Below are 20997 nucleotides of genomic sequence, written 5' to 3' on the forward strand. Positions count from 1 at the left end.
AGCTTCTATCATTTAGAAGTTCTTAGCATCTGGTTTATTGAAGCCATATTGTTCAAAGAACTCTTCACGGAAGTCACCAAGACGGTCTTCCATAATCGCTTCTCGAACTTGCTTCATTAATTTTAACAGAAAATAAAGATTATGATAAGTTGTAAGTCGGAAGCCGAATGTCTCATTACATTTAATGAGGTGGCGAATGTAAGCTCTTGAGTAGTTACGGCATGTATGACAATCACATTCTGGGTCAATTGGACCGAAGTCACGAGCAAATTTTGCATTCCGGACGACTAAGCGACCTTGACTCGTCATACACGTTCCATTACGAGCAATACGTGTCGGCAATACGCAATCAAACATATCAATACCACGGATGGCACCGTCGATTAGCGAGTCAGGAGAACCTACTCCCATCAAGTAACGTGGTTTATCTGTTGGCAAGTACGGTGTTGTGAACTCTAACACACGGTTCATCACGTCTTTTGGTTCCCCAACAGAAAGTCCACCAACAGCATAACCTGGGAAGTCCATGGATACAAGGTCATTTATACTTTGGCGACGAAGATCTTCATACTCCCCGCCCTGTACAATTCCGAAGAGACCTTGATCATGGGGACGTTTATGGGCTTCAAGGCAACGCTCAGCCCAACGGCTCGTCCGTTCAACAGACTTCTTCATATATTCGTGGCTAGCTGGATATGGAGGACATTCATCGAATGCCATCATAATATCAGCACCAAGCGAGTTTTCAATATGCATTGCTTTCTCTGGTGATAGGAATAGCTTCTCACCACTAATATGGTTTCTGAAATGAACGCCTTCTTCTTTAATATCACGAAGCTTACTTAAACTAAAGACCTGGAAGCCACCTGAATCCGTTAAAATGGAGCCATCCCAGTTCATAAATTTATGAAGACCGCCTGCTTCCTCTACGATATCTTCTCCCGGACGTAACCATAAATGGTACGTATTCGAAAGGATAATTTCCGCTCCCATTTGCTTCAGCTCTTCTGGTGCCATCGTTTTAACCGTAGCAAGAGTTCCTACCGGCATAAACATGGGCGTTTCAAAAGAACCATGTGGTGTATGAACCCGACCTAAACGAGCTCCTGTTTGTTTACATGTTTTGATGTGTTCGTACCTAATTGGCATCATTCATACCCTTTCTGTCTCTTTATAAAATTAGCATGGCGTCGCCAAAGCTGAAGAAGCGGTATTGTTCGTTGACAGCTTCTTCATAGGCTCGCATCACAAAATCCTTACCCGCAAGTGCACTTACAAGCATAATTAACGTAGACTTTGGTAAGTGGAAGTTCGTAATCAGACCATCAATGGCTTTAACGTTATAAGGTGGATAGATGAAAATATCTGTCCAACCAGATGCTTCTTTGAAAGAACCATGATCTCTTGCAATCGTTTCAAGAGTTCTAGTAGACGTCGTTCCAACTGAGATGATACGACCTCCATTCTCTCGGATCCGATTCAGTTGATCAGCGGTTTCTTGTGACATCTGATAAAATTCAGCGTGCATATCATGGTCCTCAACAGAATCTACACTTACAGGACGGAAGGTGCCAAGACCTACGTGAAGCGTAATATATGCGATTTCTACACCTTTATCTTCTATCTCCTGCAGCAGTTCTTTAGTAAAGTGAAGCCCTGCTGTAGGCGCCGCTGCTGACCCCTCTTCTTTTGAGTAAACAGTCTGATAACGCTCACGGTCAGAAACTTGCTCTTTAATATACGGAGGAAGCGGCATCTCACCTAAAGATTCCAGTACCTCAAGAAAGATTCCCTCATAGGAGAATGTAAGAATACGCCCTCCATGCTCTTGCAACTCTGTACATTCAGCAACAAGCTTCCCATCTCCAAATGAAATCTTCGTGCCTACCTTGATCTTCTTAGCAGGCTTCACAAGCACTTCCCACTCGTCACCTTCTCGCTGATGAAGAAGTAATACTTCAACTTTGGCACCTGTGTCTTCTTTCACTCCATATAAGCGAGCAGGTAGTACCCTGGTATTGTTCAATACTAAACAATCACCTGGATTTAAGTATGATGTAATGTTATAAAAATGCTGATGATCTATGGTTTCTTTCTCGCGATCCATAACAAGTAAGCGAGAAGACGTTCGATCTTCCAGTGGAGTTTGAGCGATCAACTCTTCTGGTAAGTGAAAGTCAAAATCATTTATGTTCATATGTCTCTCCCTATCTAGTTCTTAACGAATTTTCCCAATAATATATAGCAATACACTAAGGACAACACTCACTATAATAGACGTCATGATCGGAAAATAAAAGGTTGTATTTCCTTTTTTAAAAAGAATGTCGCCAGGGAGCTTCCCGAAAACACTCCAAACGATGCCGATAACAATGAAGACCACCCCTAAAATAATAAACATCTTAGGAAACTCATTCACGTCCAGGCACCTCCCGGTTAAAGTGCTCATAAGCAAGATGTGTTACCAGTCTGCCCCTTGGGGTACGTTGGATAAACCCTTTTTGTAACAGAAATGGTTCGTACACATCTTCAATCGTCTGTGACTCTTCCCCGATCGTAGCAGAAATCGTATCAAGCCCTACTGGTCCTCCTCTGAAGTGGTCCATAATTCCAAGTAATAACTTGTGGTCAACATGATCAAGACCAGCTTGATCGACCTGAAGCATATTCAGAGCCTGGTCCGTTGTCTCTCTTGAAATAACGTCCTCGCCCTTTACCTGGGCGATGTCGCGTACACGTTTTAAAAGACGGTTAGCAATCCGTGGCGTCCCTCTAGAACGACGAGCCACTTCAACAGCTGCTTGTTCATCTATTTCCACATCAAATATCTCAGAAGTCCTCTTTACAATTTCGCAAAGATCCTCTGTGGTGTAGTAATCTAATCGACTTAAAACACCAAACCTGTCTCTGAGGGGCGCAGAAAGCAACCCAGCCCTCGTTGTAGCTCCAACAAGGGTAAACGGAGGCAGATCAAGTCGAATGGATCTTGCCTCTGAACCAGATCCAATCACAATATCTAAACAGAAATCTTCCATTGCAGGATAGAGAACTTCTTCAACGGAGCGGGGCAATCGATGAATCTCATCAATGAAGAGAACGTCTCCTGCTTCAAGAGAGGACAATATCGCCGCCAGATCACCTGCTCTTTCAATCGCCGGACCAGCGGTTGTTCTAAATTGACCACCCATCTCACTTGCAATAATAGAAGCGAGCGTCGTCTTCCCAAGTCCTGGCGGTCCGTAAAGGAGCACGTGATCTAAGGGTTCGTTTCGCATTCTGGCAGCCTCTATAAAAATCCGTAAGTTTTCTTTTGTTTTGCTTTGCCCGATATATTGAGCAAGCGTTTGTGGCCGGAGGCTCAACTCAACAGAAGCATCATCCGTCATTGCCTCTCCACTCACCATTCGATCATCCATGGTAACCCTCCTTCCTTACGCTTTCTGCATCATAAGGGCTAACCCTTTACGTACATATTCATCCACACTTGAGCACTGTTCTTTTTCAAGTTTTGGCCTGATCGATTTAATCTCTCGATCCGAATACCCTAACGCCCTCATGGCTTCTAGTGCTTCGTCTACAAAGTTCGTCTGTTCTTTATGGGTATGCTCCCCTTCGAAGAAGATCGTCGTTTCATCTTGTTCCACAGGTAACCACTCGGTCAGTTTCCCTTTTAAGTCCAAGATCATCTGGCGAGCCGTCTTCTTCCCAACTCCAGGGAAACGGGTTAAGAATTTGTCGTCCTCACGTTCAATGGCCGATACAACTTCTCCGACAGATGTTGATCCAACAATCGCAAGAGCTCCCTTAGGCCCGATCCCTGAGACATTTAGTAATTTCGAGAAGATCATTTTCTCCTCAGGCGTTTTAAAACCATACAACGTCTGCAGGTCCTCTCGCACATAATGGTACGTATAAATAAGCGTCTCCTTCCCTTTCATCGTCTGAAAGGCAAACGGATTCGCACATAAAATTTCATATCCAATGCCACTTGCTTCTACAATGACATTCTCAGCCGACACAGCAGCCACATTCCCTCTAACATAAGCTATCATTACATTCGTTCTCCCTTTTATCCGTAGTGACCTCTGTTTATTTTAACACATGTCCCCCCAAAAGCGCAGGCCCCTGTTTGGCTCCGTCAGGCATAAGAAAAATAACGGAGGGTAGCGACCTTTCTACCCGCAGTTATTTTCCTTATGACCCCGAGGAGCCAGGGGCCGGAGCTAGATGATGAACCAAAAGCGCAGGCCCCTTGTTTAGTTCCGGAGGCATAAGACGAGCAACGGAGGGAAGGGACCTTTCTTCCCGCAGTTGATTGACTTATGTCCAGAGGAACTAGGGGCCGGAGCTAGATGATGAACCAAAAGCGCAGGCCCCTGGCTCCGATATAAGCCATATGAGTTCACCCACTCAAGCCGGAAGATTCAGAATTGCACATATTTTATGTTGACTGACTGGTCATGAAGATGTATGATCTACGTATATTATCAGGGAACGGGGTGTAACTATGAGTACGATTGATCGTATTGTGGAATATCTCAAAAACCTCGGAGTGAATGCTGAAAAAGTATACCGGCCACCTAAGAGTAAAACACAGTCGTAATACATATAAACCAAAACCCCTTCCTTATTGTAAGGAAGGGGTTTTGTTATGGGGTTGGGGTAATCGAGAAGTATTCGTATTTCTTTAAAAGACTCAAATACTGATCTTTTGATTTTATTTTAATTCCTTCTTGTAATTCCTGACTTTGAAAACTCTCAAGCTTTCCTACATCAATTTGAAAGAAAGAGTGAATGACCTGTGTTTCATCACTCGTGCCATCAAACAAAATGAGCTCATTGCCCTCATTAAGACCAAAATAACCTGCTTCTTTAACAAATGGAGAAAGATCATCTACTTCTTTACGAAATGTAATGTGCCCGACTTGTTGATCCACAAGCTCCCATCCTTCATAACGTGCCCAGAAATCTTCCATAGCCCATATGGTTTCTTTCTTACGTTCTTCCCCGACGTGCCCATCAATATATACACGCTGCAATACAACTTCCATTTCTAACGGCTCTTGAACAGCTACCTTAGAACCCGCTGTTTGTACTTGAGAAGACTCTGAAGCTTTAATTGGCATAGAATCCATCGAGCGTATACCGCCCACAAATAAACCTACAGCCACTAAAATCAAAGCGAGTCGAACCCTCCGCATACCATCCACCTCCATTACTCTTTATCCCTTTAAAGCGCAACACGGTGTCTGACACGCTTTCACTTGCTAAAGGATGTCAGAGCGTGTGTAAGGAATAAAAAAACTTCTAATTTTAGGTTTCCCAAAATTAGAAGTTTTATCCTAGCGGTATGGTTATGCTTGTTGGAAATTGTGGTAGACTTCTTGCACGTCTTCTAAGTCTTCAAGCATATCAATTAGTTTTTCCATTTGCTCAGCTAACTCCCCATCTAGTTGAGAGTAGGTCTGCGGGAAGAAGGTTACTTCTTCTGAATCAAGGGAAATATTTTGCTCTTTGAGAGCTGCTCGAACATCTTGGAATGTTTCTGGATCTGTATAGATTTCAAACGCTTCTTCAGTCGTTTCCATCTCTTCTGCTCCTGCTTCAATCGCTTCAAGCATTAGTTCCTCTTCATCCATATCAACCACAGATCGGTCAATTACGATGTAACCCTTACGATCAAACATAAAGGAAACACACCCATTTTCCCCAAGGTTTCCACCATTTTTATTAAAGGCGTGTCGAACTTCAGAGGCTGTACGGTTACGGTTATCTGTCAGTACCTCTACCATAACAGCAGCACCTCCAGGGCCATACCCTTCATACGTAAACTCTTCATAATTAGCCCCGTCTAGTCCACCAGTCGCTTTATTAATCGCTCGATCAATGTTTTCATTTGGAACGTTGTTGGCTTTTGCTTTATCAATCATTAAACGAAGCTGCGGATTCGTTTCAGGGTCTCCTCCGCCTTCTTTCGCTGCTACGTATATATCTTTTGCCATTTTCATAAATAGCTTTCCACGTTTTTTGTCTTGAGCACCTTTTCGATGCTTAATATTGGCCCACTTCGAATGACCTGCCATGGGACATTCTCCTCTCTTCATCTTTCCATAAGAAATTGAAATCCATAACCACTATAACACAAAGGAAAAGTTTGAAAAAGACTGCCAATTCGGGATAAATTCGTTGATGTCCCTATGTATACAATGCTTTCATTAGAAAGAACCACAAAAAAAAGAGCGCTACATAAGCACTCTCAATTATCTGTAATTCTTATCTCTAAATTGATCCACTCCATCAGGCATTTCTTCATCCTGATTGATACGGCTCTTAAGATCTTTCATACGATCCCAGTATCGCTCATCTGTATACACGACAATTTCTTTTCCTTTTGTTTCAGGCATTTCTTTTAAGGCTGCACGCACCTTTTCGGCAACATCCACTCTTGTATACGTCGCACGATCGGGCTCTTCTACTGCCACGATGACAGCGTCATTCGTTACAACAACCTGAGCTGTTTTAACAAATCGTGACTCACTTAACCGTTTCCCGATTTCGCGAGACTGTTTGTCATACTCTTTATTGTTGTAAGAGTTCGCATCCTTATCAGAAATAGGTGTCGTTAGAGAATCCGGATAATCTTTTTGAGCTTCTCCATTTTTAGGACGAGATCGCTCTAACTCATACTGATAATATTCAGTGTCGATATTGGTTTGGAACTTAGGTTGATCTTTGCCAATATCCTTATTGCTTTCTTCTTTGGCATTTCTTTCTGCTTGATTCTCGAGTTCAGCGTTTAGAGACTCCGGTTCAAGTTCTGTCTGAATAGACTCTTCATTAGCGCCTCCACACCCTGCAAGTAACCCTAGAGAAAGAACTGCTCCCATCATGAATTCTTTTTTCATGAGAAAAACCTCCCTTACATCCTTAGGATGGCTCAGAGAGGTTTTCCTTACACGAGTTACATTTAGGTAATTGTCCGTTAGAATTTAGGAGGGGCAGCGGCTAACTCACGCTTATGTTCGCTCTTTTTATGCATATCTTCAATGATTTTACGATCCTTTTCAGGGATGTCTTCTCCCTTAATATGCTTATCAATCATTTCATAGGAAGTACCCATTTCATTCTCATCCGTTTGACCTTCCCATAATCCTGCACTTGGTTTCTTCTCGATAATTTCATTTGGAACTCCAAGTTCACGGGCTAGGTCACGAACTTCACCTTTTGTGAAATGAACAAGTGGCACTAAGTCGACACCGCCATCTCCGTACTTGGTGAAATATCCTGTGTACCATTCAGCAGCATTATCTGTACCGACAACAAGATATTTATAGTTCGTACCTACTGAATATAGTGTACTCATTCGTAAACGAGCACGAAGGTTGGCATCAGCCAATTTTTCCTGCGCCTCGTTGTAATCACCTGAAGTTTTTAATTGATCCTGAATAGTTGAGAACATGACTTCATGCGTTTTCGTAAGGTCTACTGTTAAGGAATTAATGCCACAACTATCAATAACTTTTTGAGCCGCTTCCTGGTCATCGGGATTACTTTTACACGGTAAAATGACTCCTAATGAATTCTCAGGAAAAGCACGCTTAATTAAGTGAGCGACAACTGCTGAGTCAATACCGCCACTAACTCCAACTAATAGTCCTTCTAATCCTGCATTATTGGCTTGGTCTTGTAACCATTTCACAAGCTTATCGATTTTATCTTGCATAAGTACGCTCTTCCTTTCAGTTTATCATGGGTTATGTTAGGTTATTTCTCATATCATGTTAGCATAAGTTTGTTTTGTTCGACAAATGATAGTTGCTTCTGCCATCTTTCGCTCAGCACCTGAAGATAGAATTGGATCTCTTCTACAGACCGTTCCTCCTTCATAAATGTATTCCATTCTCGTACTAAAGCAGCTGGTATCGCTAACCCTAACCTAAAGAAAGGAATCTCCTCTTCGTTCAATCGATTCTCAATAGAAACGATCTCTTCCGCACCCTCAAGAAAAGGCAAGAATCGTTGCCCAATTTGAATCCAATCATACACCCGCGGAGACTGAGAAGCTAAGTCAAAATCAATGAGATATACATTATTATGTTCCGCCCTGATAAAATTATGAGCCGCTACATCTCCATGAACCCATGAACGATTGTCTAACGCCCGTTTTTCAAGCGCATACCAATCCAATTGAATAAATCGATCGTACAAGGAAGAAGAGGTGTGGATAAGAGAATTATATAGGTCTCCATAACCATATTGCTTAAAGACTTTATAGTGATTTCCAAAATGTCGAAATCGCTTTTTCCAGTGCATATATAAGGGTTGTTTCACAATCAAGGAGTCCACTTCAATCCCTTTTGCTTGTTGATGAAAAGCTCCAAGAACATTACAAGCTACCTCCCGATCCGCTTTCCGCTTATAATTTAAAGAATCCCCTCTAATATACGGAGCTAATGTCCACGTCGCCCCGTAACCATCACGGATCCACAAATCACCAGATGGAAAAGGGATAAAGGGAACGAGAGCGCTGTTTGCAGAAATAGCTTTAAACAACTCCCACTGGTGCTCTACAGAGTGAACGGAAGTATACCGTTTTACGATCAGCCACCGTGAGCCGGTGTACACCTTCACTACATGCGGCTTTATTCTCTCGATCCGCTGAATAGATAACCCCGCCTTCGTTTCTAAAAAAGAGAAGGGAAAGTCGCTTTGGACTTCCCCTTTTACGTGCTTACCCATATTTAATAATCCTCGTCGTCGTCATCAAAGCGCGGCATCTCAAATCCACTGAATCCGGAAGAATCCCCCATCTGCATCTGCGGAAAACCATACCCTTGTTGTCCTCCGCCTTGCTGTGGCATTCCATAACCTTGTTGTGGCATTCCGTATCCCTGTTGTGGCATTCCGTATCCTTGCTGTGGCATTTCGTATCCTTGTTGCGGCATTCCATACCCCTGCTGTGGCATTCCATATCCTTGTTGCGGCATTCCATATCCCTGCTGTGGCATTCCATATCCCTGCTGCGGCATTCCATATCCTTGAGGGTACCCATCATCACATCCACAATCATCCATCATGCCAGCCACTTGCCCCGGCATTTGTGGCATATCCATACTTGAGGATTCAGATGATTCATCAAACGCCCCTTGAACCATACCTTGTTGCATCGGCATCATTTGCTGGTCATCATAACAATTCGCATCCATACTGCCTAAATATTGTGGATGCGGATAACACGGCATACAAGGATGAGGCGGACAAGGCATGCATGGATGCTGCATCATTGGATAGTAATACATTGGTTGTTGCATTTGTGGCATCTGTGCCATCGGTTGCTCCATTTGTGGCATTTGCTGCATCGGCTGTTGCATTTGTGGCATGACTTGTGGCTTCGGCTCGTCTTTTTGCATCCCTTTTACTTGTTGTGGTTTTGCTTCTGGTTTCGCTTCCGGTTTTGCTTGCGGTTTCGCTTCTGGCTTAGCTTCAGGTTTCGCCTTAGGCTTTACCTCAGGCTCTTTATACTGAGGCATTTGCGGAATATTTACCGTTGTATAGTAATTTTGCATTTGTTGTTCCATAGTCGGAAATTGCATTTGGATCGGTGCCATTTGCATTGGCATTTGTGGCTGTGGTTGAACAGGCATGATTGGTTTCTCTTTTTTAGCCGGCTTCACAGCTTCTTTCTTTGGCATTTCTTTTTTCGGCATCTCTTTCTTAGGCATTTCCTTTGGCTGTTCTTTTTTCTCTTCTTTTATCATTGGTAACGGTTTTGGTGAGGTATCCTTATAAGGATGTTCGGCCGGATATTTTTTCGTCTCTTTCTTAACCGGCTTCGAATCAGTTGGAACTTTAATCTTCATACCAGGCATAATCATATCTGGATTACTAAGCTGTGTATTCATGGCTTTTAACTCTTCAAAGTTCACCCCATATTTCTGGGCAATCTTCCACAATGTGTCCCCTTTTTGAACAACATGTATTTTCACCGCAGTTACTCCCTTCTTTCTGTTATAGGCATTTCCATAAGAAAATAAATAACAGATGAACTCCATACAACATATGCATGAACACCTAAAAGATTGATGGATTTGCCTAACTTTTTTACGAAAGCCTGCTGTGTTTCGTGATTTTTGCACCTATAAAGGGTTACGTTTTTTAAGGAATAAACATTAGAGACTCAAAGATCTTCGCCGATTTAAACATAGAAAGAAGAACGGATTACATAACAAAAACCTCTTCCCAATGAAGGAAAGAGGTTTTACATTACATTTTATGAACAGCTTGGGATTCCACTTCAAAGCAAGGGTAAGTGCCTAAGATTTTCGTTTGGCACCCAATCGCTTGAAGCTCTTGTTGTAGTGCAGGAAATAGAACGGAATCATAAGATTGATTCACATCAATTATAAAGAAATAGTTCCCTAAACCTGTTTTCATTGGACGGGATTCAATCTTTGAAAGGTTCATTTTACGCCAAGCAAATGCTGAAAGAACCTGGTGAAGCGCTCCGGCGCGGTCACTCGGTAATGTAACCATAAGCGTCGTCTTCTGTTGCTTCACTTCATGATCCTTCATCTCAACAGGCGCTTGTTCCTTCTGCACCACGACAAAACGTGTATGGTTGTTATCATAATCATGGACATTCTGCCTTAAGATTCTTAAACCATACTCTTCTGCCGCAAGGGCATTGCCTATAGCAGCGTGTTGGCCTTTCATCTCTTTCACATTCGCAGCCGCTTCTCCTGTGGAAGCACTATAGTGCACCTCTACACCAGGCATTTCTTTATGAATAAACTGGTGGCATTGAGCGATCGCATGACTATGTGAATACACATGTTCAATCTCACCTACATCACCCTTGAAGTCTGGATGAACAAGAACATGTTGTGTAATTGGCACAACCACTTCAGCAATAATCGGTAAGTCGACCTGATGGATTAAATAATCAATCGTCATCGAAACTGTACCTTCGATCGCGTTCTCAACAGGAACGACGGCCAGCCCCACATCTCCTCGATTCACCGCATCCAAACACTCAGGGATTGTTCGGAAGCTAACCGTTTGATCTGATTGAAATAATGCATCCACTGCTATATTTGTAAATGTTCCTTTTGGTCCTAAATATCCTACTTTTACCACAACGTTTCCCCCTCAGCTATGCTCCGCTACTTACAACCTCAACTCGGTCTATAAAGTCTAAGCGTTTAAAATCTTGTAATAATTGTTCAATGGATTGACTCATGCCAGATGTATTTAACGAAAGGGTTACGTTAGCCTTCCCTTGCAACGGGATCGTTTGGTGAATCGTTAAGATATTACAGCCTGATTGAGCGACAGCTGCAAGTAACTGAGAAAGCGTACCTGAACGATCTTCCAAGTGGAAGAATAGGGTGATCATCTTCTCCTTCACCATGGCCTGGAACGGGAAAACTGCATCTCTGTATTTATAAAAGGCACTTCGACTCAAGTCGACTTTCTGCACGGCATCATGCACCGATTCCACTTTACCTCGTTCAAGTAAGGCTTTCGCTTCTAGCGTCTTCTGCATGGATTCTGGCAATACATCACTTCGGACTAAAAAAAATTGTTCATTGTTAATACTCATGATCTCGTTCCCCTTTTGAATAGTCTATTCGACAAATTCAAACTCGTAATCAAGCAGGCGAATGGTATCGCCATCTTTCGCCCCGCGTTCACGCAGCGCATCATCTACGCCCATAGTGCGTAATTGACGAGCGAAACGACTAATCGATTCATCTCGATCGAAGTTCGTCATCTTGAATAACTTCTCGATCTTCGCCCCTTTCAACACAAAGGCACCGTCTGATTCACGTGTAATTTCGAATGGCGTTTCTTCTTTTTCAAATCGATACACGACACGTTCTTCAACTTCTTCAACAGGCGTGTCATCTTTTGGAATCGTCTCTAAGATATCAGCAATCGCAAATAAAGACTCTTTTAAACCTTCACGTGTAATAGATGAGATCGGATAAATTGGAATGTCTTGTTCAAGCTGTTCTTTAAATGCTTCAAGCTTCTCCTCTGATTCAGGCATATCCATCTTGCTTGCCAAGATAATTTGAGGACGATCAAGAATCGTTTCATCGTATTGTTTTAATTCCTCGTTAATGGTAACGAAATCTTCGTAAGGATCGCGTCCTTCAATACTTGCCATATCGACAACGTGAACAATTACACGGGTACGATCAACGTGGCGAAGGAATTGATGACCTAATCCTACCCCTTCATGAGCTCCTTCGATCAGCCCTGGAAGGTCAGCCATTACGAAACTGCGCTGGTCTTCTGTTTCAACGACTCCAAGATTCGGAGTTATGGTTGTGAAATGATACTCAGCTACCTTAGGTTTAGCAGCACTTACAACAGAAAGTAGCGTAGATTTCCCTACACTCGGAAAACCAACAAGTCCAACATCGGCCATCAGTTTTAATTCTAAGGAAACGTTACGCTCAATACCTGGTTCACCATTTTCCGATATCTCCGGAGCCGGGTTACGAGGAGTCGCAAATTTGATATTACCACGACCTCCGCGCCCACCTTTTGCAATGATGGCTTGTTGTTTGTGCTCAATTAAATCTGCCAGGACATCCCCTGTATCTGCATCTCTTACTGTTGTTCCAGGTGGGACCGGTACGATCAGGGGATCGGAGTTTTTCCCGTGCGCTCCTCTACTCTTACCGTGCTCACCGCGTTTCGCTTTAAAGTGACGCTTGTAGCGGAAGTCCATAAGAGTATTTAACCCTTCATCTACTTCAAATACAACGTCACCGCCATTACCGCCGTCACCGCCAGCAGGGCCTCCCATAGGAACATACTTCTCGCGACGGAATGATACACTTCCGTCTCCACCGTCACCAGCTTTTACATAAACACTAACCGAATCGACAAACATTTCTTTCACCTCTTATTTTAATAACAGAGAGATTAACAATTGTCTGTCTGTTATCTCAATGTCTTGTACATATTCTATATTTTCGACCTCTGCACTTAAGGAGCGAGGTTCCAATAATTATCCAGCTATCTTAAAGGTAATGAGCGGAAACTCTCCTTTTGTGACAGACATCTCGATTTCGTATAAGTCCCGTTCATTTACATGCTTCTCAAGATGCATCATGAATTCTTCTAATGAGTGGACTAATGACTGATCAAAAGCAGACAAGTCTAGCGAAGAATCTACATGGTACGTCATATGAAATTGATTATGCCGAACATGAAACTGAACGACCCAAAGAGAAAAGTGTGGTGCTTTGAGATTCATTAGTTTTGATTCTTCTCTTGAATCAGCAATAATATGTTGGAGTTTCTCTTTTACTAATTCCATCTTGTCCATTGTGGCATACCCATAAACGAGCTGTAATTGATTCATCCAATCGTGCCGGTAATGCCGCAGGAGATTCTCCACCTCATCAACTTTCATCATATCCCGCCCCTTTTATCATAATAGTAAAAGTATAGCAGACTTAGGGTCTTTGGGAAAAGATTGTTGAGTAGAAGCGATTTCATTCAAGAGGGTTAATACGAGAGGATTTTTCCTTTACGAATTCATATGACAATTGAAGCTCATTCATTAGATGCATCTTTATATTTAACAGAATCGGCATCTCAATAAAAAAACTCTAACCCGAAGGCTAGAGTTTTTCTAAAAAGCTTACGCTTCTTGAGCTACAGGGTATACGCTAACTTTTTTGCGGTTACGACCGTAGCGTTCGAATTTAACAACACCATCTACTTTAGAGAATAGTGTGTCGTCACCACCGATGCCTACGTTAGCACCTGGGTAAACTTTTGTACCACGTTGACGGTAAAGAATAGAACCAGCTGTCGCAAACTGACCGTCAGCACGCTTCGCTCCAAGACGCTTAGACTCAGAGTCACGACCGTTCTTTGTACTACCTACACCCTTCTTTTGGGCGAAGAATTGTAAATTCAGACGTAGCATTGGGCTGCACCTCCTTATGGTTCGACTATTGTAATATATTGACCATAATCACGTTTAATGGTTTCAAGTGATACCATCATGCCCTCTAACAAGAGTTGTGCTTTCTCAAACACAGCAGGAGATAAGGAATTCGGGAGTTCAACTCTCAAATAGCCTCCTTCACCTTCTTGCTCGATGACAGGTTCAAATTCACAAAGCTCCATCACAGCGTTCACTGCACCAAACGATACAGCTGAGACAGCAGCACATACGAGATCATGTCCATAAGGTCCACTTTCAGCATGTCCACTTAACTCAAAATCTATGATTTGTCTTTGCTCATTTCGTGTTACAAGCACCTGGATCATAAGGCACCCTTACGCGTTGATTTTTTCAACAGTAAGTTTTGTGTAAGGTTGACGATGACCTTGTTTACGCTTGTAGTTCTTTTTAGGCTTGTATTTGAATACAGTTACTTTGCGGCCACGGTCTTGTTTGTCGACTTTAGCCGTAACAGAAGCACCGTCAACGTAAGGAGCTCCGACTTTCGTGTCTTCGCCACCTACTACAAGTACCTTGTCGAACGTTACGTTTTCACCATTAGCAGCTTCAACTTTTTCAACGTAGATTGTTTGACCTTCTTCTACTTTGACTTGTTTGCCACCAGTTTCAATAATTGCGTACATACTTGCACCTCCTCTTGCACTCAGACTCGCCATGCAGGTGCTCCATCAGGAGCTTAAAAACCTGTTTTGAGCGGTTGTAGCACTTGGTGCTACGAGACATAACATATAGATGTTACCACCTCTAAAACAACCTGTCAAGAGACCCGTCGATATAAAAAGGTCGCTCTTGCAGGTTTTTCTGATCTCCTACATAACGGATGCGATAAGAACTATCGCTTGTACTATTATTAAGGACAAAGACTTCTTTGTAAAGAACAGATTTTAATTTTTCAACATCACATCTCTCCCTGAACTCGGAAAGGAGCTCAGGATCGACTTCAAGCACAATGACATCCTTATCACTTCTCCGGTAAGAAAGAAGTTCTCGCTCTAGCTGATAGGCCTTCGTTTCGAGTGTTAATACATGTCCTGCTCTTAGCTCTGATATCCGATAAGGAAGCGATGAAGAGGTGCGCTTTCTTGTTAGCTCTACTAGCCCAAGCCGAGTAAATCCGAGCACTTCAGAACGTACAGGGTCTTGCTTTAGTTCCTTCTTAAGAGCCGAAAGAACCCGCTGTTGATCTTTTGGATTTTTCATCGTGATAAAGTCGATTAAGATCATTCCAGAAAGGTTCCTAAGCCTCAGTTGCTTTGCGACTTCTTTAGCTGCTGCGACATTCGTCTGCAAAACAGATTGAGCCTTTGAGGCTTTCCCAACCCTTTTTGCTGAATTGACGTCGATGACCACCATCGCTTCTGTCTGATCAAGTACAATCTCCCCGCCACCTTGGAGTGAGACCTTCCGCTCGATGACCTTCTCCATTACCTGATTCGCAGTAAATGGCCAAGCATGAGTCGAATCTTTCCACTCACACTTCGAAGCAAGATAAGGGTAGCGGTGGTCGATTCGCCGTTTTACCCATTGTTCGTCCACCGCAATTGATTGAATTTCCTTTTCTCCGTATTGCCGGATCAACTGATCCGGAATGACAGGATCCTCAAAAGCAAGTACGGGCGGTTTCTGATTTTGAAAGGCTGTTTCAATCTCTTTCCATTCTTGTTGCAATCGACTGAAGGCCTCTTTCAATTCTGAATCCGTCATCGTTTTAGAAGAGGTTCGGAATAAAACCCCTTCTTCTCCGACACTCCAACTTGTGGCTAACGCCAGCAACTCTTCACGTCTGTCTTGTTCAATTTTCTTCGATACAGCGTGATAGTGCCCAAATGGAAGGTAAACGATGTGTTGCCCTGGCAGCGTTACATTTGCCGTTAATTGCGCCCCTTTATCTTCAATGGCGTCTTTTGTAACCTGCACCCACAATGCCTGGCCTTCATGAATCAGCTGTTCGATCCTTTTTTCAGAGTCTAATCTTGAAGCAGGGATTTCTGAACACTTCAAAAAACCAAGCTTATTAGGGCCAAAATGAACAAAGGCCGCTTGTAAGCTTGGTTCGATATTCACCACTCTACCTTTATAAATGTTCCCGATCAGATCGCCATCATCTTTTCTTGAAACAGATAAACGGTCCAAAGTTCCGTCATCCGTTACGATCGCCCATTTCTCTGATGGGAGCGTTTGAATATAAATATCTTTCATCTTCTTCACCTTTTCTTATGAAGCAAACCATTCTGCGAGTTCGCTTGCCTTAGCGCGAGATTGTTTCATCGTGAAATAATAATACAAACATTCCCCTTCATCTATCTGTGCCCGACTTTGATTAGGACGGGTGACAAAGATTTGATGATGGTTCCCTCGTTTGAATTGCCTGAAGATATGCATGACAGGGATATCCTCGTTCACGTGAATGGCACGGAGTTTACGAACTTTCTCTCCATTCTGTTCATGACGTTTCATTAGATACCGCAGAAAGGAATACTCTCTTTGCCTCCATTCTAGCCGATTTTCCCATAACAGGAAAGCAGCCAAAAAGATGGTGCTTAAAGAAAAGGGCAAGAAAACCATGGCCAGGATTAACGCAACCACCAGAAAACTTAGCGATAAGTATAATAGAATTTGCTGGGCGCGGACAAAGGGAAGGGCATAGGAAAGGGAAAGGAACAAGAGCTTCCCTCCATCAAGGGGCCAAATGGGTAATAAATTAAACAAAAATAATATCCCATTGTACAACAGCATCATTTCAATCGTTCCCGGTGACACCCAACCCGTGTACCCTAATAACGTAATGGCTCCCCATAGCCATGCGTGCTGTAAAGGCCCTGCCAAAACAACCAGTACTTCCTCATGAAATGGTCGTGTATGGTGTTCTTCTGTTTCCATCACGCCTCCAAAAGGCCATAGCATAACAGAACGAATTCTCCACTTAAAAAAGCGGGCCATCGCATAATGACCCAGCTCATGAATCCATACAAGGGAAAACATAATAACAAGCTGCCACAGGGAACCGGTCAAAATGCCGATTCCCAGCAGAAGCCAAAGCAACGGATGAACGTGAAAATGATTATTGATCAGCCTCGTCATGAACCTGGATCACCTCAATTGGATCAACGAATTGATCACCTTTTTGTATGGCAAAATAAACGGTCTCAGCCGTTCCATTTTCAGAAGGAGCCGTCTTTCCAATTACACTCCCAGCCGTTACCTGTTGGTACTGATTCACATTCACTTCAGATAAGTATCCATAGTGCGATTTGCTTCCATCTGCATGTTGAATAATGACGGTGTTTCCGGTATCTTCTTTCTTCCCTGCAAACTCCACCATTCCAGAACCAGAGGCATGAATCTCTTCTTGAGAGGAAGTTTCAATAACCACCCCTTGCCCATTTGTTTGAAATGATTCCCTTATACTCCCGCTCACAGGAAGAGCCAATTCACCCGCTGCCGTTGGAACCGCGTCCTCTTCTCCTGGAGATTGGGGAAGAAACGCCAACGGCTCACCAAACTTCTCCATATACCACTGATTCACGGCTGCAAATTGGAATTCTTCTGTTACGGCCTGATCGACCCATTCTTTTGGCCTGTCTAAATAGCCAACATCAAGTCTGTATAAGATCGCAACAGAGAAAAATAAAACACCCGCTATAACGCTTTTAAATAAGAAAGCCGTCAGAAACTGAGCATTTGCATTTGAACCTCGATCGCTTTCGGAAAAAGGGAAGTAGCCGTGTTTCTCTTCTTCTTGTACAGAAGGAACGATAGGAGTTGATGTAGATTTCTTTTCTCCTCCTACCCCTCGTTTCTTTTTCCGATCTGCGATTGATCTTCGAATATCTTTCACGTCTCTTTTCATAGCCTCTCCTCATTCCTTCATCCATTCTTTGTACAAGTTTATGTTGGACCTAGACAAGTTATGATTTAGGAGAAAAGATTAAAATGGATTTTACAAGTCTGTTAGGTTGAGAGGTACCAAAAAAGCTCCGTTCAGTGTGAAGTGTCACACTGAACGGAGCTTTCTTTCATCTTTATTACGTTTAAGAACGAATCCCGAAGAATCGTTTTACCTTTGATAGCATACTTTTATTCTCTTCTAATGATAACAAAGGCACAGATTCCCCTAGTATTCTTCTGGAGATATTGCGGTATGCCAGAGCTGCTTTCGTATTCGGTTGAAACGCTACAGGCTCACCGTGATTAGACGCTTTAATGACCTCATCATCATCAGCTACAATACCCAATAGATCAATAGATAAAATAGTGACTATTTCATCGACATCCAGCATGTCCCCATTTTGGACCATGTGGTTTCTAATACGGTTCACAATAAGGCGCGGTGCTTCCACATCCTCTTGTTCTAATAAACCAATAATACGATCGGCATCACGGACAGATGATTTCTCAGGCGTTGTCACAACAATCGCTTTGTCCGCTCCTGCCACAGCATTTTTATAGCCTTGTTCAATACCTGCTGGACAGTCAATTAATATGTAATCATAGTCCTGTTTCAGCTCTTGAACAATCGTCACCATTCCTTCTGGTGTTAAGTCTGACTTATCACTTGTTTGTGCAGCAGGCAATAACGATAAGTCCTCAAAACGCTTATCTTTTATCAAGGCTTGCTTGAGACGGCAACGTTCTTGAATGACATCTACAATGTCATAAATAATCCGGTTCTCAAGCCCCATCACCACGTCAAGGTTGCGGAGACCTATATCCGTATCAACTAAACACACCTTCTTCCCCATTAGCGCTAAGGCTGTACCGAGGTTGGCAGTAGTCGTGGTCTTTCCGACGCCACCTTTTCCTGATGTAATTACGATCGACTCACCCATTTAGCATGCTCCTTTCTACCCCTTTTAACTCAGGGCGCTTTTGTGTGAGAAGTTGCAAACGATCAATGATGATCTTTTCTTGTTTGTCATCGACATACCCGCATTCCATATACGCTCCCTCAGCCTCTTCATAATCTGGAGAGCGGCTTAAGAAGTCTGCAATTCGCAGTTGGTTCGGTTTCATATATGCGGCAGCGATCACAGCATTCTGATTTCCATTTACACCCGCATGGGCGATTCCTCTTAAATTTCCCATTACATAGATGTTACCTGTTGCCACGATCTTCCCTCCAGGGTTCACATCCCCTACGAGTAACAGATCACCGCGCACCTCTAACACTTGTCCACTACGGATGACTTTAAACACCGGATTCACTGCCCGGTCAATTTCCCACTCACGCGCTTCTTCCTTTGTCACGACGTTTGAGTAGATTTCATCTATCACAAGTTTATTATGGCGACGAATGACTTCAATCAGCTCATCTTTTTGCTCATTTGTTAGGTACCGATTTCCAACCTGGATATTTACAGTGATCATCGGCTGGTCTTCGTCTACATAGTTTTGAGAAATCTTTTGGTCTAATTCATAAAGAACATCGTTAAACGAACATGTATCATCAATGTGTAATGTCAGGCCGTCTTTTGTGCCTTTTATAGTAACGACTTGCTTCTTGGTACTCACGGAAGCTTCACCTCAAACAATATATTCGACTCTTGTTATCGCAATTCCTTTCGCCTATACGGCTTTCTGGCTTGCCAATTGCTCTTCTGACCACTTGTAAAGAAGAGATGGTACGAATGGATATAAAACGAGCGTGAAGACTAGATTAGCCAGTAAAGTAGGAATTAAACTCATAAGCGCGTACGTTTCCCATGTCATGACAAATCCTTGTACAGAGGAGTACAGGAAGAAGATGAGCGCATCAGCCATAGCTACACCAACGACACTCATTAAAATAGCTACAAACATGTTGGCGTGAAGAAGCTTCTTTAAGCCATGTACGATATACGCCGTAATTCCATAGGTAAACATATAGACCCCAAGTATATCGGTATACAGGAGATCAAACAGAAAACCAAATAAAATTCCATATAAAACGCAATAATACGTGTAGTCAAAATCGTAAAAGATCGCTATGTACACAAGAAAGACAAACACCCAATGAGGGATAATATAATAATCGGAAAGGAGCCATTCCTTTGGTAAGAAATCAGTAGCTGTTCCTTCTAATACAAGAAATAGCAGAAGAATGGCCGGAAGGATTAAACGCTTCATTGTCCATCCTCCTCTTCCCCTTCTGGGTCCTCTGGTTGCTCATCTAATTTTGGTGAAAACATATCTCGATCAATGACTGACACGTGATTGATTTCATAAAAGTCAGCTGCTGGTTCGACATAGGCGAGTTGAGTTAATCCATATTCATCGATTACGACTTCACGGACTTTCCCGATCTCTAACCCACTAGGGAACACGCCTCCCATACCAGAGCTCACCACAAGTTGCCCTTTTTCAATCTTGGCATCATAGGGGATTTCTTTCAAGAGAAGAGCCTTCTCTTTTTCATCATACCCGCCCTCAATTAAACCGTATTGGTTCTCATCTCCGACGACTTTAGCATGAATAAGGTTGTTTCCTCCGAAGCCACTTAACAACTGGATCGTCGATGTGACTTGAGAAGTACTTTGAATCTTCCCGATCATTCCTTTTCCAGTAATGACCGCCATCCCTTTCTTGACGCCGTGTTGCTCCCCTTTGTTAATGGTAAGTTGCTTATACCAACGCTCTTCAGGGCCACGGGCGATGACTGTCCCCTGAATAGGGGTGTAGTCTCCTAGACTTTCATTCTTATCGAGCATACTGCGTAGTTCTTTATTTTCTTTCTTCAATAACTGAATTTCTTCTAGTAAATTACGGTCCTCAAGCAGTTTCTGCTTTAACACTTGATTCTGCTCATATGTGTTCTTTACATCTTTGATGTTATCAAAGGTCCCTGTCACAAATTGCACAGGGGCATGAAAAGCTGTCTGAACCCAACCGATTGTATCTTGCAAGAACTGTTCCGGAAGCGTTAAATGATCCCGGTCTCTAATGGTAAATCCAATGAGCGCCACCAGGAAAATAATGCTTACAAGAATGAGAATCAGTCGTTTGTTTCGAAAAAATGATGGCAT

General features: G+C 42.8%; 25 protein-coding genes and 1 other annotated feature. All 25 genes read right to left on the reverse strand.

Annotated elements, in window-relative coordinates; genetic code table 11:
- Positions 1-12: 12 nt before the first annotated feature.
- Positions 13-1152 (reverse strand): tRNA guanosine(34) transglycosylase Tgt, encoded by a 1140-nt coding sequence (gene tgt / locus QNI29_RS15140; RefSeq protein ID WP_231417319.1) that lies wholly within the window; start codon positions 1150-1152, stop codon positions 13-15.
- Between the two features lie 19 nt (positions 1153-1171).
- A complete protein-coding gene (gene queA / locus QNI29_RS15145; RefSeq protein WP_231417320.1) occupies positions 1172-2197 on the reverse strand; it encodes a tRNA preQ1(34) S-adenosylmethionine ribosyltransferase-isomerase QueA in 1026 nt (341 codons plus the stop codon).
- A gap of 21 nt (positions 2198-2218) precedes the next feature.
- Positions 2219-2419 (reverse strand): DUF2905 domain-containing protein, encoded by a 201-nt coding sequence (locus tag QNI29_RS15150; RefSeq protein ID WP_231417321.1) that lies wholly within the window; start codon positions 2417-2419, stop codon positions 2219-2221.
- Positions 2412-3416: a Holliday junction branch migration DNA helicase RuvB gene (gene ruvB / locus QNI29_RS15155; protein ID WP_231417322.1), complete on the reverse strand. Its 1005-nt coding sequence runs from the start codon at positions 3414-3416 to the stop codon at positions 2412-2414. Before ruvB ends, QNI29_RS15150 begins: the two co-directional genes overlap by 8 nt.
- 15 nt (positions 3417-3431) lie before the next feature.
- Complete coding sequence (gene ruvA / locus QNI29_RS15160) at positions 3432-4052, reverse strand: Holliday junction branch migration protein RuvA (protein WP_231417323.1); 621 nt, start codon at positions 4050-4052, stop codon at positions 3432-3434.
- A gap of 597 nt (positions 4053-4649) precedes the next feature.
- On the reverse strand, positions 4650-5201 hold the full coding sequence (locus QNI29_RS15165; RefSeq protein ID WP_231417324.1) for an intercompartmental signaling factor BofC: 552 nt from the start codon (positions 5199-5201) through the stop codon (positions 4650-4652).
- Positions 5202-5354: 153 nt separating this feature from the next.
- Positions 5355-6083 carry a YebC/PmpR family DNA-binding transcriptional regulator gene (locus QNI29_RS15170; RefSeq protein WP_231417325.1) on the reverse strand — a complete coding sequence of 243 codons (729 nt, stop codon included), beginning with the start codon at positions 6081-6083 and terminating at the stop codon, positions 5355-5357.
- 177 nt (positions 6084-6260) lie between these two features.
- Positions 6261-6905, reverse strand: coding sequence for a YhcN/YlaJ family sporulation lipoprotein (locus QNI29_RS15175; protein WP_231417326.1), 645 nt, complete (start codon positions 6903-6905; stop codon positions 6261-6263).
- A 77-nt stretch (positions 6906-6982) separates the two neighbouring features.
- Positions 6983-7723, reverse strand: a complete 741-nt coding sequence (nadE, locus tag QNI29_RS15180) for an NAD(+) synthase (protein WP_231417327.1) — start codon at positions 7721-7723, stop codon at positions 6983-6985.
- A 53-nt stretch (positions 7724-7776) separates the two neighbouring features.
- A complete protein-coding gene (locus tag QNI29_RS15185; protein WP_231417328.1) occupies positions 7777-8739 on the reverse strand; it encodes a phosphotransferase in 963 nt (320 codons plus the stop codon).
- Between the two features lie 2 nt (positions 8740-8741).
- A complete protein-coding gene (gene safA / locus QNI29_RS15190) occupies positions 8742-9986 on the reverse strand; it encodes a SafA/ExsA family spore coat assembly protein (RefSeq protein ID WP_284526543.1) in 1245 nt (414 codons plus the stop codon).
- Between the two features lie 277 nt (positions 9987-10263).
- Positions 10264-11136, reverse strand: a complete 873-nt coding sequence (gene pheA / locus QNI29_RS15195; protein ID WP_231417329.1) for a prephenate dehydratase — start codon at positions 11134-11136, stop codon at positions 10264-10266.
- 16 nt (positions 11137-11152) lie between these two features.
- Complete coding sequence (locus QNI29_RS15200) at positions 11153-11602, reverse strand: ACT domain-containing protein (RefSeq protein ID WP_255688039.1); 450 nt, start codon at positions 11600-11602, stop codon at positions 11153-11155.
- 24 nt (positions 11603-11626) lie between these two features.
- A complete protein-coding gene (gene obgE / locus QNI29_RS15205; RefSeq protein WP_231417330.1) occupies positions 11627-12907 on the reverse strand; it encodes a GTPase ObgE in 1281 nt (426 codons plus the stop codon).
- A 117-nt stretch (positions 12908-13024) separates the two neighbouring features.
- Positions 13025-13435: a Spo0B domain-containing protein gene (locus QNI29_RS15210; RefSeq protein ID WP_231417331.1), complete on the reverse strand. Its 411-nt coding sequence runs from the start codon at positions 13433-13435 to the stop codon at positions 13025-13027.
- A gap of 228 nt (positions 13436-13663) precedes the next feature.
- Complete coding sequence (gene rpmA / locus QNI29_RS15215) at positions 13664-13954, reverse strand: 50S ribosomal protein L27 (RefSeq protein WP_036784714.1); 291 nt, start codon at positions 13952-13954, stop codon at positions 13664-13666.
- 14 nt (positions 13955-13968) lie between these two features.
- Positions 13969-14301, reverse strand: coding sequence for a ribosomal-processing cysteine protease Prp (locus tag QNI29_RS15220; protein ID WP_231417332.1), 333 nt, complete (start codon positions 14299-14301; stop codon positions 13969-13971).
- A 9-nt stretch (positions 14302-14310) separates the two neighbouring features.
- Entirely contained in the window at positions 14311-14619 is a 309-nt protein-coding gene (gene rplU / locus QNI29_RS15225) for a 50S ribosomal protein L21 (RefSeq protein WP_036784710.1), read from the reverse strand.
- 12 nt (positions 14620-14631) lie between these two features.
- Positions 14632-14705, reverse strand: a sequence feature (ribosomal protein L21 leader region).
- A gap of 35 nt (positions 14706-14740) precedes the next feature.
- The gene (locus QNI29_RS15230; RefSeq protein ID WP_231417333.1) at positions 14741-16195 is read right to left on the reverse strand and encodes an Rne/Rng family ribonuclease; all 1455 of its coding nucleotides are present in this window, start codon (positions 16193-16195) and stop codon (positions 14741-14743) included.
- Positions 16196-16210: 15 nt separating this feature from the next.
- A complete protein-coding gene (locus QNI29_RS15235) occupies positions 16211-17077 on the reverse strand; it encodes a M50 family metallopeptidase (RefSeq protein WP_231417334.1) in 867 nt (288 codons plus the stop codon).
- Positions 17058-17846 carry a M23 family metallopeptidase gene (locus tag QNI29_RS15240; protein WP_231417335.1) on the reverse strand — a complete coding sequence of 263 codons (789 nt, stop codon included), beginning with the start codon at positions 17844-17846 and terminating at the stop codon, positions 17058-17060. Before QNI29_RS15240 ends, QNI29_RS15235 begins: the two co-directional genes overlap by 20 nt.
- Before the next feature lie 181 nt (positions 17847-18027).
- On the reverse strand, positions 18028-18825 hold the full coding sequence (gene minD / locus QNI29_RS15245; RefSeq protein WP_231417336.1) for a septum site-determining protein MinD: 798 nt from the start codon (positions 18823-18825) through the stop codon (positions 18028-18030).
- On the reverse strand, positions 18818-19507 hold the full coding sequence (gene minC / locus QNI29_RS15250; protein ID WP_231417337.1) for a septum site-determining protein MinC: 690 nt from the start codon (positions 19505-19507) through the stop codon (positions 18818-18820). Before minC ends, minD begins: the two co-directional genes overlap by 8 nt.
- Positions 19508-19561: 54 nt before the next feature.
- Positions 19562-20101 (reverse strand): rod shape-determining protein MreD, encoded by a 540-nt coding sequence (gene mreD / locus QNI29_RS15255; RefSeq protein WP_231417338.1) that lies wholly within the window; start codon positions 20099-20101, stop codon positions 19562-19564.
- Positions 20098-20997, reverse strand: a complete 900-nt coding sequence (mreC, locus tag QNI29_RS15260; protein WP_231417339.1) for a rod shape-determining protein MreC — start codon at positions 20995-20997, stop codon at positions 20098-20100. Before mreC ends, mreD begins: the two co-directional genes overlap by 4 nt.

It is taken from the genome of Pontibacillus chungwhensis (assembly GCF_030166655.1).
In the GTDB taxonomy this organism is placed as follows: Bacteria; Bacillota; Bacilli; order Bacillales; family BH030062; genus Pontibacillus.

Coding starts and splice junctions, on each gene's coding strand:
- tgt (WP_231417319.1), bottom strand. CDS start 1,152: ATGATGCCAATTAGGTACGAACACATCAAAACATGTAAACAAACAGGA.
- queA (WP_231417320.1), bottom strand. CDS start 2,197: ATGAACATAAATGATTTTGACTTTCACTTACCAGAAGAGTTGATCGCT.
- ruvB (WP_231417322.1), bottom strand. CDS start 3,416: ATGGATGATCGAATGGTGAGTGGAGAGGCAATGACGGATGATGCTTCT.
- ruvA (WP_231417323.1), bottom strand. CDS start 4,052: ATGATAGCTTATGTTAGAGGGAATGTGGCTGCTGTGTCGGCTGAGAAT.
- QNI29_RS15165 (WP_231417324.1), bottom strand. CDS start 5,201: ATGCGGAGGGTTCGACTCGCTTTGATTTTAGTGGCTGTAGGTTTATTT.
- QNI29_RS15170 (WP_231417325.1), bottom strand. CDS start 6,083: ATGGCAGGTCATTCGAAGTGGGCCAATATTAAGCATCGAAAAGGTGCT.
- QNI29_RS15175 (WP_231417326.1), bottom strand. CDS start 6,905: ATGAAAAAAGAATTCATGATGGGAGCAGTTCTTTCTCTAGGGTTACTT.
- nadE (WP_231417327.1), bottom strand. CDS start 7,723: ATGCAAGATAAAATCGATAAGCTTGTGAAATGGTTACAAGACCAAGCC.
- QNI29_RS15185 (WP_231417328.1), bottom strand. CDS start 8,739: ATGGGTAAGCACGTAAAAGGGGAAGTCCAAAGCGACTTTCCCTTCTCT.
- QNI29_RS15200 (WP_255688039.1), bottom strand. CDS start 11,602: ATGAGTATTAACAATGAACAATTTTTTTTAGTCCGAAGTGATGTATTG.
- obgE (WP_231417330.1), bottom strand. CDS start 12,907: ATGTTTGTCGATTCGGTTAGTGTTTATGTAAAAGCTGGTGACGGTGGA.
- QNI29_RS15210 (WP_231417331.1), bottom strand. CDS start 13,435: ATGATGAAAGTTGATGAGGTGGAGAATCTCCTGCGGCATTACCGGCAC.
- rpmA (WP_036784714.1), bottom strand. CDS start 13,954: ATGCTACGTCTGAATTTACAATTCTTCGCCCAAAAGAAGGGTGTAGGT.
- QNI29_RS15220 (WP_231417332.1), bottom strand. CDS start 14,301: ATGATCCAGGTGCTTGTAACACGAAATGAGCAAAGACAAATCATAGAT.
- rplU (WP_036784710.1), bottom strand. CDS start 14,619: ATGTACGCAATTATTGAAACTGGTGGCAAACAAGTCAAAGTAGAAGAA.
- QNI29_RS15230 (WP_231417333.1), bottom strand. CDS start 16,195: ATGAAAGATATTTATATTCAAACGCTCCCATCAGAGAAATGGGCGATC.
- QNI29_RS15235 (WP_231417334.1), bottom strand. CDS start 17,077: ATGACGAGGCTGATCAATAATCATTTTCACGTTCATCCGTTGCTTTGG.
- QNI29_RS15240 (WP_231417335.1), bottom strand. CDS start 17,846: ATGAAAAGAGACGTGAAAGATATTCGAAGATCAATCGCAGATCGGAAA.
- minD (WP_231417336.1), bottom strand. CDS start 18,825: ATGGGTGAGTCGATCGTAATTACATCAGGAAAAGGTGGCGTCGGAAAG.
- mreD (WP_231417338.1), bottom strand. CDS start 20,101: ATGAAGCGTTTAATCCTTCCGGCCATTCTTCTGCTATTTCTTGTATTA.
- mreC (WP_231417339.1), bottom strand. CDS start 20,997: ATGCCATCATTTTTTCGAAACAAACGACTGATTCTCATTCTTGTAAGC.